This is a genomic window from Pseudomonas sp. PDM25 (assembly GCF_019219045.1).
In the GTDB taxonomy this organism is placed as follows: domain Bacteria; phylum Pseudomonadota; class Gammaproteobacteria; order Pseudomonadales; family Pseudomonadaceae; genus Aquipseudomonas.
The window spans coordinates 374,452-389,919 of record NZ_JAHUWL010000005.1 but is presented as its reverse complement, the minus strand read 5'-3'; the positions used below and the strand labels follow the sequence as shown (position 1 = coordinate 389,919).

Annotated in this window: 12 protein-coding genes and 1 riboswitch; of the genes, 6 read left to right on the top strand and 6 right to left on the bottom strand. The window is 60.6% G+C overall.

Features of this window, described 5'->3' with window-relative positions; all coding sequences use genetic code 11:
- Nucleotides 1-80: 80 nt before the first annotated feature.
- On the top strand, nt 81-827 hold the full coding sequence (locus KW848_RS12055) for an RsiV family protein (protein WP_218536949.1): 747 nt from the start codon (nt 81-83) through the stop codon (nt 825-827).
- Here the strand turns inward: KW848_RS12055 and cytX are convergent.
- Both cytX and thiC read right to left on the bottom strand, forming a co-directional pair.
- Complete coding sequence (cytX, locus tag KW848_RS12050; protein ID WP_218536948.1) at nt 796-2,088, bottom strand: putative hydroxymethylpyrimidine transporter CytX; 1,293 nt, start codon at nt 2,086-2,088, stop codon at nt 796-798. The genes KW848_RS12055 and cytX overlap by 32 nt on opposite strands.
- Nucleotides 2,089-2,275: 187 nt before the next feature.
- Nucleotides 2,276-4,165 carry a phosphomethylpyrimidine synthase ThiC gene (gene thiC, locus KW848_RS12045; protein ID WP_218536947.1) on the bottom strand — a complete coding sequence of 630 codons (1,890 nt, stop codon included), beginning with the start codon at nt 4,163-4,165 and terminating at the stop codon, nt 2,276-2,278.
- A 166-nt stretch (nt 4,166-4,331) separates the two neighbouring features.
- Nucleotides 4,332-4,437, bottom strand: a riboswitch (TPP riboswitch).
- 192 nt (nt 4,438-4,629) lie between these two features.
- Here thiC and KW848_RS12040 point away from each other — a divergent pair.
- Nucleotides 4,630-6,063 carry a TolC family outer membrane protein gene (locus tag KW848_RS12040; protein ID WP_111449291.1) on the top strand — a complete coding sequence of 478 codons (1,434 nt, stop codon included), beginning with the start codon at nt 4,630-4,632 and terminating at the stop codon, nt 6,061-6,063.
- Between the two features lie 125 nt (nt 6,064-6,188).
- Here KW848_RS12040 and waaA read toward each other — a convergent pair whose 3' ends face one another.
- Entirely contained in the window at nt 6,189-7,466 is a 1,278-nt protein-coding gene (gene waaA, locus KW848_RS12035) for a lipid IV(A) 3-deoxy-D-manno-octulosonic acid transferase (RefSeq protein WP_218536946.1), read from the bottom strand.
- A gap of 11 nt (nt 7,467-7,477) precedes the next feature.
- Entirely contained in the window at nt 7,478-8,380 is a 903-nt protein-coding gene (locus tag KW848_RS12030; RefSeq protein ID WP_218536945.1) for a LysR family transcriptional regulator, read from the bottom strand.
- 103 nt (nt 8,381-8,483) lie between these two features.
- Here KW848_RS12030 and KW848_RS12025 point away from each other — a divergent pair, with 103 nt between their 5' ends.
- The 4 genes from KW848_RS12025 (at nt 8,484) to KW848_RS12010 (ending at nt 12,017) form a co-directional block, all read left to right on the top strand.
- A complete protein-coding gene (locus KW848_RS12025) occupies nt 8,484-8,816 on the top strand; it encodes a multidrug efflux SMR transporter (RefSeq protein WP_008146221.1) in 333 nt (110 codons plus the stop codon).
- 215 nt (nt 8,817-9,031) lie between these two features.
- Complete coding sequence (locus KW848_RS12020) at nt 9,032-10,207, top strand: FAD-binding oxidoreductase (RefSeq protein ID WP_218536944.1); 1,176 nt, start codon at nt 9,032-9,034, stop codon at nt 10,205-10,207.
- Entirely contained in the window at nt 10,204-11,016 is an 813-nt protein-coding gene (locus KW848_RS12015) for an aldo/keto reductase (RefSeq protein ID WP_218536943.1), read from the top strand. The genes KW848_RS12020 and KW848_RS12015 overlap by 4 nt, the downstream gene beginning before the upstream one ends.
- A 32-nt stretch (nt 11,017-11,048) precedes the next feature.
- Entirely contained in the window at nt 11,049-12,017 is a 969-nt protein-coding gene (locus KW848_RS12010; RefSeq protein ID WP_008146227.1) for a hypothetical protein, read from the top strand.
- A gap of 45 nt (nt 12,018-12,062) precedes the next feature.
- Here KW848_RS12010 and hldE read toward each other — a convergent pair whose 3' ends face one another.
- Both hldE and msbA read right to left on the bottom strand, forming a co-directional pair.
- Nucleotides 12,063-13,487, bottom strand: a complete 1,425-nt coding sequence (gene hldE / locus KW848_RS12005; RefSeq protein ID WP_218536942.1) for a bifunctional D-glycero-beta-D-manno-heptose-7-phosphate kinase/D-glycero-beta-D-manno-heptose 1-phosphate adenylyltransferase HldE — start codon at nt 13,485-13,487, stop codon at nt 12,063-12,065.
- 123 nt (nt 13,488-13,610) lie between these two features.
- Nucleotides 13,611-15,413, bottom strand: coding sequence for a lipid A export permease/ATP-binding protein MsbA (msbA, locus tag KW848_RS12000; RefSeq protein WP_218536941.1), 1,803 nt, complete (start codon nt 15,411-15,413; stop codon nt 13,611-13,613).
- Nucleotides 15,414-15,468: the final 55 nt, after the last annotated feature.

Sequence of the window (15,468 nt, the reverse complement as noted above, 5' to 3'; positions counted from 1 at the left end):
AGCTTAGTGGCGAACTGACTGCTTCGTTGATAGTCGAAGCGGATAACTTTTTGCCTTTCCCTGTTTTATGAAGGACGCCCATGTCGCTTTTTAAAATCGCCTCCGTGGCTGCAATCGCCCTGACCCTGGGCGCCTGCCAGAGTTTGTTCCAACCCAACTACCGGACGCCGCTGGAAACTACCCGCGATGCATCCGAACAGCTGAAACCGGGTTGCACAACAGCTGACTGCCCGCTGGTGAACATCGATACGCTGCACTTCCCTGCCGAACCGCAGTTGGACGGCATCGTCGAAAAACGCCTGCTGCAATTGACCCGCACCTCGCCCGACGCCCCGATAGCGCCGACGCTGGCAGCGTATCGCGAGCAATTTTTGAGCAGTGCCGGCCCGCGTAACAGCAGTTACCTGCAAGCCAAGGTACGTGAGCAGCATGACGGCTTGGTGATCGTCGAATTTTCCAGCTACCTGGACACCGGCGGCGCCCATGGCACGCCGGGCCGCAGTTTCGTCAACTATTCGCGCCAGCAACACAAAGTGCTGACGCTGTCGGACATGTTGGTGCCGGGGCAGGAAGAGGCGTTCTGGAAAGCTGCGCAGGTGGCGCACAACAGTTGGCTGATCAGCACCAAACTCGATCAGGAGCCAGAGTTCGTGAAGAGCTGGCCCTTCGTCAAAACCCAAAACGTGGCGCTGACGTACGGCGGGGTGATCCTCAAGTACGAAGTGAGCACCATCGCGCCTTACGCGCTGGGTCACGTCGAACTGAAGATCCCTTACCCACGCCTGAACGGCATTCTCAAGCCCGAGCTGTTTCCTGGCCGTAACTGAAGGCCCGACCCAGTACGAGTTGCAGCAGCCCTGCCAGAATCAGTGACGGCAGGGTTGCGCCGATGTCCGGGTACAGATTAGCCAGCAAATGATAGGTGCTTACCCCGCCCAACCAGGCGAGCAACGCCGGCCAGCGCAATGCGGCTGACGCAACGCGAGCACTGCGTTTGCGCAGGATGAAGTGATCCACCAGCACCACGCCGAACAGCGGCGCAAACACCGAACCGATCAACAGCAGGAAGTTCTGATACTGGGCCAGCGGCGCCAGGCACGCGATCAGCGTGCAGATCACGCCGATGGCCAGCGCCAGATGCTCGACCTTCATGCGCAGCAGAATTCCGCTGGAAACGGCCGCCGAGTGAATGTCGGCGAAGGCATTTTCCGACTCGTCCAACAGAATCAGCAGCAGCGGAATCCCCAGGCCAGCACCCGCCAATGCCAACAGCAAGGCATTCACTTCACCGCTCGGCGCAAACGCCAGGGTATAGGCCACGCCCAGGCTCATCAGCCAGAAGTTGCCAACAAAGAAACCCACTGCCGTGCCGCCAAACACATTTTTCGCACGCTTGCCGAAACGCGAATAGTCGGCAATCAGCGGCAACCACGAAAGCGGCATGGCGATGGCAATGTCGAAGCCCACGGCGAACGGCATCGAACCATCACCGGCCTGCGCCCATAACGCAGCCAGATCGGCTTTGGCTAACAGGTTCCAGGTCAGCCAGATGCACGCGGCCAGCAGCAACCAGATGCCCCACTTGCGCAGGATCTGACGGACGAACGTCAGCGGACCACTGACGGCCAGCAAGGTCGCCAAACCGCCAAAGAACACAGTCCACAGCAGTGGATTCGACAGCAGGCTGCCTTCGCTGAACGCCCGCGCGCCGAGCAGGCTGGCGGCGTCACGCATGACGATGATTTCGAACGAGCCCCAACCAATCAGTTGCAGCAGGTTCAGCACGGCCGGCAGGCTCGCGCCTTTTGCACCGAGGCTGAGTTTGAGCGCGGCCATCGACGACAGACCCGTGTCGCTGCCGATCACGCCGACCGCCGCCAGCAAAAGAACACCGACCAGCGTGCCAAGGAAGATGGCCAACAACGAGCCGGACAGGCCCAGACCTGGCGCGAGCAGAGCGCCGGTCTGCAGGACCATCAGGCCGATGCCGAGGGAGAACCACAAGGAAAACAGATCGCGGCCGCCGAAGACACGTTTGTCTGTGGGCACCGCAATATCAGGGGAATACGTGCTGGGTTGAATGCTCAAGGGTGTTATCTCAGAGGGATAAGTGTGTCATTGAGATATTCGGTGCCTGGTCTGACGCCTTCGCGAGCAAGCCCGCTCCCACATTGGATCTCCTGCGAACACAAATCTTGTGTACGACTGAGATCCAATGTGGGAGCGGGCTTGCTCGCGAAGACGGCAGCACAGACGCCGTCAATCACAGGTCAGATCAAACCTTCTTGTACAGCTGACTGCCTTCCTGTTTGAACCGCTCGGCCTGTTCCGCCAATCCCTGGGCGACTTCGGCATCAACGGTTTCGATGCGCTGGTTGGCCGCGTATTCGCGGACTTCCTGGGTGATCTTCATCGAACAGAATTTCGGCCCGCACATGGAGCAGAAGTGCGCGACCTTGGCCGAATCCTTCGGCAGGGTCTCATCGTGATACGAACGAGCCGTGTCCGGATCGAGGCCCAGGTTGAACTGGTCTTCCCAACGGAATTCGAAACGCGCCTTGCTCAAGGCATTGTCGCGGATCTGCGCGCCCGGATGCCCTTTTGCCAGATCGGCGGCATGCGCGGCGATCTTGTAGGTGATGATCCCGGTCTTCACGTCATCCTTGTTCGGCAGACCCAAGTGTTCCTTGGGCGTCACGTAGCAGAGCATTGCGCAACCGAACCAGCCGATCATCGCCGCGCCGATACCCGAGGTAATGTGGTCGTAGCCTGGTGCGATGTCCGTGGTCAGCGGGCCGAGGGTGTAGAACGGCGCCTCGTCGCAGCATTCCAGCTGCTTGTCCATGTTCTCTTTGATCAACTGCATCGGCACGTGGCCCGGGCCTTCGATCATGCATTGCACGTCGTGTTTCCACGCGATCTTGGTCAGCTCGCCGAGGGTTTCCAGCTCACCGAATTGCGCCGCATCGTTGGCGTCGGCAATCGAGCCCGGACGCAGGCCATCGCCCAGCGAGAAGCTGACGTCGTAGGCCTTCATGATTTCGCAGATGTCTTCGAAATGGGTGTAGAGGAAGTTTTCTTTGTGGTGCGCCAGGCACCACTTGGCCATGATCGAACCGCCACGGGACACAATGCCGGTCACGCGCTTGGCGGTCAGCGGCACGTAGCGCAACAGTACGCCGGCGTGGATGGTGAAGTAGTCGACGCCCTGCTCGGCCTGTTCGATCAGCGTGTCGCGGAACAGCTCCCAGGTCAGGTCTTCTGCGGCGCCGCCGACTTTTTCCAGGGCCTGATAAATCGGCACGGTACCGATCGGCACCGGCGAGTTACGGATGATCCACTCGCGGGTTTCGTGAATGTGTTTGCCGGTGGACAGGTCCATGACCGTGTCCGAACCCCAGCGAATGCCCCAGGTCAGTTTCGCCACTTCTTCTTCGATGGACGAACCCAAAGCGCTGTTGCCGATGTTGCCGTTGATCTTCACCAGGAAGTTACGGCCGATGATCATCGGTTCCAGTTCGGTGTGGTTGATGTTGGCCGGAATGATCGCGCGACCGCGGGCGATCTCTTCACGGACGAATTCGGGGGTGATGATTTTCGGCACGCTGGCGCCAAAGCTGTAACCGGCGTGTTGCTGGTCCAGCAGGCCAGCGGCGCGGGCCACTTCAAGCTTCATGTTTTCGCGGATGGCGACGTATTCCATCTCGGCGGTGATGATGCCTTTGCGGGCGTAGTGCATCTGGCTGACGTTGGCACCGGCCTTGGCACGGCGCGGGTTGTTCACGTGGGCGAAACGCAGCTTGGTCAGCTCCGCATCGGCGAGGCGCTCCTGACCGAAGCTGGAACTCAGACCTGGCAGGCGCTCGGTGTCGCCACGGGATTCGATCCACGGCGAACGTACATCGGCGAGACCTTTGCGCACGTCGATGATGACGTTGGGGTCGGTGTACGGGCCCGAAGTGTCGTACACAACGACCGGCGCGTTGACCTCACCGCCGAAGTCGGTCGGGGTCACATCAAGGCTGATTTCGCGCATCGGCACGAGGATGTCCGGGCGAGAGCCCTGAACATAGATTTTTTGCGAGCGGGTAAACGGCTGAACCGATTGCTGATCGACCTTGGCCGAGTCACTCAAGTTGGTTGCGATTTTTGATTTTGTAGTCATCACGGGCTCTCCAGACACACATCCAGGCAGTGGATTTTTTGTCGGAGCGAACCTGTAAACGAATGGACGCACGAGCGCTGGGAAAACCAGCTGTGCTGTGCTCAGTGCTCGAGGGGTGTTCGATTGTCGAACAACATCCCGGACGAAGCACAAGAGGACTCGCCGGGTGACGAGAAATCTTGTTCCCTACGCAGGCGCTAACCTGATCAGGTTCAACGGGATCCGAAATTATTCGATCTCAGCCTCATAGCAAGGCACCCCGACAAGAACCCGGCCAGTCTAGACACAACCGGCAAAGAACGCCAACACCGCAGTAAACACCATGATGAATGGCGCAATTACAGGATTGTTGCGGCCGTTGCGCACAACTACACTCGCTACGCCATACCGCACCTTGACGCTGTATGAGCCGCGCCGTAGCCTTGGCGCTCAAATTATCAGCGTAATTTTTTAGGGATGGCCTCATGCTGCGCAAACTTTCACTGGCTCTTGCCGTGTCTTGTGCGTCCAATGGAATGGCCTGGGCAGCAGAAGCGCCCTTATCGACCAAGAACGATCTGGTCAGCGTCTATCAGGAAGCGGTGGACAACAACGCCGACCTTGCTGCAGCCATCGCTCAATATGGCGCCCAGAAAGAAGTCGTGCCCCAGGCCCGCGCCGGGCTGTTGCCGAACCTCTCTGGCGGCGCCGAACTTGCCAACGTGCGCACGGTGATCGATCAGCCTTCGGCTACCGCCAACCGCAATGCTCATTCCTATCAGGCGACCCTGGCGCAACCGCTGTTCCGTGCTGATCGCTGGTTCCAGTTCCAGGCCGCCAAAGACGTTAACGAACAGGCTGCGTTGCAGCTCTCGGCAACCCAGCAAAACCTGATCCTGCAATCTGCCGTCAGCTACTTCAATGTCTTGCGAACCCAGGACAACCTGGCGTCAACCAAGGCCGAAGAAGCCGCGTTCAAACGCCAGCTCGATCAGTCCAACGAACGCTTCGACGTCGGTCTCTCGGACAAAACCGATGTGCTGCAATCACAAGCCAGCTACGACACCGCCCGCGCCAACCGAATCGTCGCCCAGCGCCAGGTCGATGATGCGTTCGAAGCGCTGATCACCCTGACCAACCGTCAGTACAACTCGATCTGGGGCATTGCCCATACCTTGCCGATCCTGCCGCCAGCACCGAACGACGCCAAGGCCTGGGTCGATACGGCAGCCAGACAGAACCTCAATCTGCTCGCGAGCAACTACGCCGTCAGCGCCGCCGAAGAAACCCTCAAGCAGCGCAAGGCCGGCCATGCGCCCACCGTGGATGCCGTGGCGAAATACGAGAAAGGTGACAACGACGCTCTGGGCTTCAGCAACCCGAACGCCTTCGGCCAGCCTTACGGTGGCAACGTCGAGCAAACGACGGTTGGCCTGCAACTGAACATCCCGATCTACAGCGGCGGCCTGATCAATTCCCAGGTGCGTCAATCGTATGCGCAGCTGGATCAGTCCGAGCAGCAACGTGAATCCCTGCGCCGGCAAGTGGTGGAAAGCACCCGCAATCTGCATCGCGCCGTGAACACCGACGTTGAGCAGGTACAGGCGCGCAAGCAGTCGATCATCTCCAACCAGAGCGCGGTGGAAGCGACCGAAATCGGTTATCAGGTGGGCACACGGAACATCGTCGACGTGCTGGATGCCCAGCGTCAGCTGTACACCTCGGTGCGCGACTACAACAACACGCGTTACGACTACATCCTCGACAACCTGCGTTTGAAACAGGCCGCGGGCACGTTGAACCCAGGGGATTTGCAGGACCTGGCGCGCTATCTCAAGGCTGATTACAACCCGGATAAAGACTTCCTGCCGCCGGATCTGGCGAAGGCTGCGGCGGAGCAACTCAAAGCCCGCCCCTGACAGCAAAAGCAAAAAGCATTCGCGAGCAAGCCCGCTCCCACATTAGCCCCTGCCCTACACAAATTTTGTGTTCGCAGGAGATCCAATGTGGGAGCGGGCTTGCTCGCGAATGAAGACAACCCGGTCTAACGCTCGATCAACCGCCCCAACCCATCCAGCAATCGCTGCAACGCGCCCTGATTGGTGCGCATGACTTTCAGCCCCGCCTCCGCCATCCGCTGCGCATCGCGCGGCAACTCGAACAGCCGCTGCACCGCCAGCGCCAGACCTTCGGCATCCTCCACTTCCTGCAACGCCCCGGCACTGCGCAGCTGCGCGGCGATTTCGAGGAAGTTAAACAGGTGCGGACCGCTCAACACCGGTTTGGCCAGAGCCGCCGGCTCCAGCAGGTTGTGCCCGCCGTTCGGCACCAGACTGCCGCCAACAAAAGCGCTGTCGGCCAAGGCATACAGAAACAGCAACTCACCCATGGTGTCGCCCAGCAGCACCGAAGTTTGCGCGGTGACCGGGTCGCCAGTGGAGCGACGGACCGTGGCGAAACCCTGTTGCCGACACAGCTCGAACACCGGGTTGAAACGCTCTGGATGACGCGGCACCAGAATCAGCAACGCATCGGGATGATTGGCAAGCAACTGGCGATGAGCCGCCAGCACCACTTCGTCTTCGCCTTCGTGCGTACTGGCCGCAATCCACACCGGACGCTCCTGCGCCTGCCATTGCGCACGCAACTCGGCGGCACGCTGAAGCAGTGCCGGGTCGATGGTCAGGTCGAACTTGATCGAGCCGGTCACTTCCACGGTTTGCGAACGCGCACCCAAATTGCGGAAGCGCTGGGCCTCGGTCTCGGTCTGCACCGCGAACAGGCTCATCTCGGCGAGCATCGGCTGGGTCAGTTTGCCGAAGCGTCCATAGCCCTTGGCCGAACGCTCGGACAGTCGCGCATTGGCCAGGGCCACGGGAATCCCACGCCTGGCGCACTGATGGATATGGTTCGGCCAGAGCTCGGTTTCCATGATCACCGCCAGTTTCGGCTGGACCCGATCAAGGAATCGCTTCGCTGCGCAAGGCAAGTCGTAAGGCAAATAGCAATGCTGGATGCGCGGTTCATTGGCGAACAGCGCGTGGATGCGCTCCGATCCGGTCGGGGTCATGCAGGTCACGGTAATGGGCAACTGTGGATAACGTTGCAGCAAGGCGCGAATCATCGGCGCCGCGGCAATGCTTTCGCCCACCGACACCGCGTGCACCCAGATGCCGCCCGTTTTCATCGCCGGTAACCCGAGGGAGAAACGTTCGCCAATGCGCTTGGCGTACGCCGGCGCCTTGCGCGCCCGCAGCCACAGCCGAATCGCTACCAGTGGCAGCCCCAGGTAAAACAGCGCGGTGTAGAGAGTTCTATTCATGGCGGCGGAGTTTATCGGCTTTTTTCACCGATCGTCTGCAAGTGCACGGCAAAACGTTCCGCCAGCCAACGAGCCGCCGGCCCCAGTGGCTCATCGCGACGCCAGACCAGCTCTACCACCAGCGCTGGCGGGGTCCATTCACTGACCAGTTCAATCATTAGGCCCTGATACGCCGGATACTGCACCACGTGGCGCGGCAGCCAGGCCCAGCCGAGGCCGCGCACCAGCCATTCAGCCATCACGTAGAAACTGTCGGCCCGCCAGACTTGCGGGCTGGCCGGTTCGCTTCCGGGATAGACACTCGACTGTGTGGACATCAGCAACTGACGATGCTGCGCCAGTTGCTGACAATCGACCTGAGCCTGCTTCGCCAATGGATGCCCGACGCCGCACACCGTGACCATTTCAACGCTGCCCAACACCCGCCGCTCGAGCGCTTCGGGAATCTGGTCGTGATAAAACAGCAACCCCAGATCGGCCCGACGCTCCACCAGTTTGCGCGCGACATCGCCTTGGGCCGCGCTGGTCAGCTGCACTTCAAGGCTGGGAAATTGTTGAGCCAGGGCTTCGAAGCTTTCGATGATCGGCTGATAAGGCATCGCCTCATCCTGGGCCACACGCAAACGCGCCTCCTGGCCGCGCATCATGGCCAGCGCCCGACCGTTAAGGCGCTCGCATTGACGCAGCACTTCCCGAGCCTCATCCAGCAACGCGTTACCGGCCTCGGTGAGCTTCGGCTGGCGGCCGCTGCTACGGTCGAACAGGCTGACGCCCAGGTCCTCTTCCAGCAGCGCAATCGAACTGCTGACCGCCGACTGCGCCTTGCGCTGATCCCGCGCTACCGCAGAAAACGAACGCTGCTCCGCTACGCTGACAAACAGCCGCAGTTGCTCCAGATTCCATTGCGTGTTCATGGCTCAACCCATCTTCAGAACAGATAGGTAATGACTTTACCGCATCTGGGGAATCTCTAAAATGCCGACCTCAGAAAGCAACACTTCACACGAGGATGCACCCATGACCGCTTACTACTACCTGGCCATTGCCATCTGCGCCGAAGTGATCGCCACCGTTTCGATGAAAGCGGTCAAAGGCTTCAGCACCCCGCTGCCGCTGATTCTGGTTATTGTCGGTTATGGCATCGCCTTCTGGATGCTCACGCTGGTGGTGCGCAGCGTTCCGGTGGGCGTGGCTTACGCGGTGTGGGCCGGCATGGGGATCGTGATGGTCAGCGTTGCGGCGCTGTTCATCTACGGGCAGAAACTGGATGTGCCGGCGATGATGGGGATGGCGCTGATCGTATTGGGCGTCGTTGTCATCCAGCTCTTCTCCAAAACCGCCGGGCATTAAGACCTGAATCACGATCCAGTGTGGGAGCGGCGGTGCGGCGATCCGACTTGCTCGCGAATGCAGTGTGCCAGCCGACACAAATGTCGCCTGACATACCGCTTTCGCGAGCAAGCCCGCTCCCACAGGGTTTTGCGTTTGACCTGTTGATCACCAACAAATCCCCTCTTCGTCGAGTCTGTATACTGCGCCCTCGTCTTGAACACTGAGGTCGCTGCATGCCATCCGTTATTTCCACCGACGTTTTGATTGTCGGCGCTGGTGTCGCCGGCCTCTGGCTGAATGCGCGCCTGCGCCGCCAGGGTTTTTCGACCGTGCTGGTGGAAAGCGCCAGCCTCGGTGGCGGGCAAAGCTTGAAATCCCAGGGCATCATCCATGGCGGCGCCAAGTACGCATTGCATGGCGCCTTGACCGGCGCCTCGGAAGCCATCGCCGACATGCCTCGGCGCTGGCGCGAAGCCCTGGCCGGTGACGGCGAACTGGACCTGACCGGCGTGCGCCTGCTGTCCGAAGCCCATTACCTCTGGTCCCCCGGCACGATCGCCGGCAATCTCACCAGTTTCTTCGCCAGCAAGGCCGTGCGCGGCCGTGTCGATCAGGTCAAGGGCGAGCAATTGCCGCCCGCCCTGCAAGACAAGCGCTTCAAGGGCAAGGTCTATCGTCTGGCGGAACTGGTGATCGACGTGCCGAGCCTGATCCGGCGCCTGGCCGATCTGGCGGGTGACGGCCTGCTTGCCGGTCAGAACATCGAACCGTTGCTGGAGGGTGGAAAACTGGTCGGCCTGAAGGTCGACGAGCGCGAGATTCGTGCCCAGCGCATCGTCTTCAGCGCCGGCGCTGGCACGGCAGCGCTGCTCGAAGCCCTGGGATTGAGCCAGCCCGCCATGCAACGCCGTTCGTTGCACATGATCATCGTCAAGGGTCCGGGGCTCAAACCGCTGTATGCCCACTGCCTGGGTGGCGGCACCAAGCCGCGCATTACCGTGACCACCCATCCGGCCGCCGATGGTCAATGGGTCTGGTACCTGGGCGGCGATATCGCTGAAGCCGAAGGTGTCGCCCGCGAACCCGCCGAGCAAATTGCCACCGCGCAGAAAGAACTCGGCCAGTTGCTGCCATGGATCGACCTGAGCACAGCGCAATGGGCCACCCTTCGAGTGGATCGCGCCGAACCACTGCAATCGGGAATGACCCGTCCTGACAATGCATTCCTTGCCGAAGAAGGCCGGCTGCTGGTCGGTTGGCCAACCAAACTGGCGTTGGCTCCGGACTTTGCTGATCGCGTCATCGCATCCTTGCAGCGCGACGGCATCCAGCCAAGCCATCCGACGCCGCTGCCCGACCTGCCAAAACCGCCGATGGGCGTCCCTGCCTGGGAGCAATTGCTGCCATGAGCCAACCGACCCTGCACGATCTGCACCGCCCGTTGGGCAGCACCGGCCTGCTGGTTTCGCCACTGGGGCTGGGCACGGTCAAACTCGGCCGTGACCAAGGCGTGAAATACCCCAACGGCTTCCAGATTCCCGATGACGACGAAGCGCGCATGCTGCTCAAACTCGCGCGCGACCTGGGCATCAACCTGATCGACACTGCCCCGGCCTATGGCCGCAGCGAAGAACGCTTAGGTCCGTTGCTGCGGGGTCAGCGCCAGGACTGGGTGATCGTCAGCAAGGTCGGCGAAGAGTTTGCCGACGGCCAGTCGAGCCACGATTTCAGCGCCGCCCACACCCGGCGGTCGGTGGAACGTAGTCTGCAACGGCTGGAAACGGATTTCATCGATCTGGTGCTGGTGCACTCCGACGGCAACGACCTGGCCATCCTCAACGACTGTGAAGTCTATGCGACCCTCGCCGAGCTGAAGAGCGAAGGCAAGATTCGCGGCTTCGGTTTTTCCGGCAAAACCGTCGAAGGTGGTTTGAAGGCTCTGGAACAAGGTGATTGCGCGATGGTCACCTACAATCTGAACCAGCAGAACGAGAAGCCGGTCATTGACTATGCTGCTGCTCACGGCAAAGCCATTCTGGTCAAAAAAGCCCTCGCCAGCGGACATGTTTGCCTCAGCCCGGGGGTAGACCCTGTTCGCGCCAGCTTCGAGTTGTTGTTTGAACATCCGGGTGTTGCCAGTGCTATTGTCGGGACCATCAATCCGCTGCACCTCGCCCATAACGTCGCGACCGTTGCCCAGGTCCTACGTCGAAACTGATGCCGCCCACGCGGCCTTAAGCAGGAGCCGACATGCCGCGTACGCTCATAAGAAAGAACCCGAGCAACTTCAAGACCCTGCCGTTATTCGTCGAAGCGACTCCCGAAGGCCTGAGTTATCAAAGCGTCGGGATGCCGCTCAATTTCTCCCAGACGCTGCAACGGCGCCGCCCGGTGACGGTCGCCGACACTCAGCGGTTTTCGCTTGAGCTGGCCAATCTCGGGGTTTCGGTGCGCCTGACCCTGCATTGGCAGAACCGCGATTACTGGGTGTTGGTGCGTCAGCGTCGGCAAGACCGCGGCGACGTGGTGCTCAAGCTGATCTCCGGTTACGTGCCCGCCCATGAGCTGAACCTGCCGCTGCACACCGCGATTCAGGAAATTGCCGAAGAGTGCCTGCTGGAAACCCCGGAAGGCTGGCTCGGCGGTCGCTTCAATGACACCTGGCTGCCGGCGCCCTACTCGTCCGCGCTGCATTACCGTGAAGCCCTGCCGTTTCGCCTGACGCCGTTGTCCGGTTCGGCGCGGCCGGTGCGTTGCGCCAAGATGCAGTTGATCGAACGTCCGCGGGCTTACGTGCATTTGCCGACGGCCTCGCTGCAATTGATCTATGACTTGCGCCTCGACGTGCCCAAGGAGGCTAAATCCCTGAGCCTGTTCCATGTCGACGAGCGACTGGAAGGCGATCAACTGGTGGCCCGGCTCGATCGGAAACGTCCCGATTTGTACTTGATGCCGCTGCAGGATGGCCAACCGATGGCCGAGCTCTACACCTTGAAAAAGGATCAGCTGTACCCGGCGAGTACTCGCGGGTTGTACCTGGCAGAGAGTTTTGCCCAGCAGGAAGGCTGGCTGGTGAGGGATGAGCGGATTCGCTGGAAGGATTGGGTGCGGCAGCAGGGCTTGAGCCCGCCGGGGAAAGATTCAGGTTTGGCGCGATTACGTGGGAAGGCGAAGCAATTGTTGAAGAGAATCGTACCGCGGAAAAAGGTCAGCTCCTGATTGATCGTTCCCACGCAGACGTGTTCGACGTGGGAACGATCAGTGTTACTCGGACTTGCGGATCTTCTCGACAATCGCGGTAGTCGAGCTGTTTTCCACCAGCCCCAGCACTTTCACCTTTCCGCCGTAAGCGGTCACGATGTCCGCGCCGACAACCTGCTCGATTCCGTAGTCCCCGCCCTTGACCAGCACATCCGGCTTGACCTCACGCAGCAGGTTTTCCGGAGTGCCTTCAGCGAAGCTGATCACCCAATCCACGGCGCCCAGACCTGCCAGTACGGCCATGCGACGGTCGACGCTGTTGATCGGACGACCCGGGCCTTTCAGGCGGCTGACCGACGCATCGTCGTTGACCGCAACGATCAAGCGATCGCCCTGAGCCCGCGCCTGTTCGAGGTAGGTCACGTGGCCGGCGTGCAAAATGTCGAAGCAGCCGTTGGTGAAGACGATCTTCTCTTTATGCGCACGCGCATCATCGACCGCCAGCAACAGTTGCTCCAGGCCGAGTACGCCGCGCTCCGAACCTTCTTCACGCTGGATGGCGCGACGCAGTTCCGGCGCGCTGATGGCTGCCGTACCGAGTTTGCCGACCACGATACCCGCCGCCAGGTTGGCCAGGGCCACCGCGTGGGGCAGTTCTTCACCAGCGGCAATGGCGGCCGCCAAGGTGGAAATCACCGTGTCGCCGGCACCGGTCACATCGAACACTTCACGGGCACGGGCCGGCAGGTGCAGCGCCGGATGATCCGGACGCAACAGGGTCATGCCGTGTTCGCCGCGGGTGACCAGCAATGCGCCAAGGTCAAGGTCGTGCATCAGCTGCGCGCCCTTGCTCACCAGTTCGTGCTCATCGGCGCAACCGCCGACGATGGTTTCGAATTCGCTGAGGTTCGGGGTGATCAGGCTTGCACCACGGTAGATCGAGAAATCCTTGCCCTTGGGATCGGCCAGCACCGGAATGCCACGGGCACGTGCCGCCTGGATCAGCACCTGATGGTTTCTCAGCGCGCCTTTGCCGTAGTCGGACAGCACCAGCACTTTGATGCCTTCGAGCAATTCGTCGACTTGCTCGCCCAACGCCAACGCGTCGGTGGCGAACGGTTCTTCGAAGTCGATACGCAGCAGTTGCTGGTGACGGCTCATGACCCGCAGCTTGACGATGGTCGGTTGGTGCGCAATGCGCTGGAACAACGCCCGCACGCCAGCGCCCTTGAGGCTATTGGCCAGACTGTCGGCGGCTTCATCGTCGCCGGTCACGCCGACCAGCGAGGCCGGGGCGCCGAGGGCGGCAATGTTCAACGCAACGTTGGCGGCACCGCCCGGGCGGTCCTCGATTTGCTCGACCTTGACTACCGGTACCGGCGCCTCAGGGGAAATCCGTGAGGTACCGCCATGCCAGTAACGGTCGAGCATGACATCGCCGACCACCAAGACAGGGGCTTGATCGAATCGCGGCATGGACAACTTCATGGAGCAACCCACATACAAAATGAACAGGGGCGCGATATTAACACAGGGTTGGCGTGGGCTTGCGCATGGCATTAATGAGAGGATTTTTTGCGGCCGCCACCCCTCGGTGGCGGCCAGCGGGGGTCAGGCGATACCCGCAGTAACCGGCTCGTCCAGGCCCATAGCATGCAGGCGGGAGTAGTAGCCGTTTTGCGCCAGCAGTTGAGCGTGGGTGCCGCGCTCGACGATTTCGCCATGATCCATGACCAGGATCAGGTCGGCTTTCTCGATGGTCGACAACCGGTGAGCAATCACCAGTGTGGTGCGACCTTTCATGACCTGATCCAGTGCCGCCTGAATGTGCCGCTCTGACTCGGTATCGAGTGCCGACGTTGCCTCGTCGAGAATCAGTAACGGTGCGTTCTTCAACAAGGCCCGGGCAATCGCCAGGCGCTGACGCTGACCACCGGACAGCAACACGCCGTTTTCGCCGACCTGGGTGTCCAGGCCTTGCGGCATCTCCGAGATGAAGTCCATCGCGTAAGCATCCTTGGCAGCCTTTTCAATGTCGGCACGTGGTGCGCCGGCCAGGTCACCGTAAGCGATGTTGTTGGCGATGGTGTCGTTGAACAGGGTCACATGCTGCGTCACCTGCGCCACGTGTCGACGCAGATTGCGCAGACGATAGTCTTCGACTTCCACGTCATCGAGCATGATTTCGCCGGTTTCGTGGTGATAGAAACGCGGAATCAGGCTGGCCAGAGTCGACTTGCCACTACCCGAGCGACCGACCAGGGCAATCATTTGCCCCGGTGCCGCCGTGAAGCTGATGTTCTTCAGCACTTCACGCTCGGTCCCTGGATAGGTGAAGCTCAGGTTGCGCACTTCCAGGTGGCCGCTGACGCGATCACGCTCGACGGTACCCTGGTCAATCTCGGGCTCGACGTCCAGTTGCTCGAAAATGCTCTCGGCACCGGCAACGCCTTTCTGAATTGTCGAGCTGACTTCCGACAGCTGCCGAATCGGCTTGGGCAGCAGGCCCGCCGCGGTGATGTAGGCCACCAGGTCACCGGCGGTGGCATCGCCGCGCAGGAACAGCACCAGGAACATCAGCACCGCCATGGCGGTGTAGATCACCAATTGCAGCATGGGCGTGTAGACCGCACCGGTCTTGGTCATGCGCAGTTGCTTGTCGGTGTTGCCCTGGCTGGCTTCGGCGAAACGACGTTCTTCATAGCTCTCGCCACCGAAGCTGCGCACCACGCGATAGCCCTGAATGGTTTCGGAGGCCACGTGAGTCACGTCGCCCATCGCCACCTGGATTTTCTTGCTCTGCTTGCGGAATTTTTTGCTGGTGCTGCTCACCATAATCGCGATGATTGGCAGGATCGCCAGCATCACCAGGGTCAGTTTCCAGTTCATCCACAACAGGTAAGCAAACAGGAACACCACGGTCAGGCCTTCACGAATGACCACTTTGATGGCGTCCGTGGCAGCACCGGTGACCATGGTCACGTTGAAGGTGATGCGCGAAATCAGGTGCCCGGAGTTATGGGTGTCGAAATAACGGTTGGGCAATACCAGCAACTTGTTGAACAGCTCGACACGCAAGTCGTGGACCAGCCCCAACGACACTTTGGCCAGGTAATAGTTACCCAGGAACGATCCCAGGCCTTGCCAGGCGGCGATCAGGATGATCAGCAGCGGCACGGCCATCAGCAACTGCAAGTCTTTCAGGTAGGGAACAGTCGGGAAGAGCACCGCTTCAGGGTTGCTCAGACCATCGACAAAATATTTGAGAATCCCTGCGAGCATGGGCTGCGTCGAGGCAAAAATCACAAAGCCGACGATACTGATGGCAAACATGCCCCAGTACGGGCGCACATACGACAGCAGGCGCAGGTAAATCTTCAAGCTCGACGGCGCAGGCGAATCAGGGCTGGTCATGAGAACCCGTTGTATGAGAAAAGAGCCCGCGAGTGTAACACAGGCCATTTTAGTC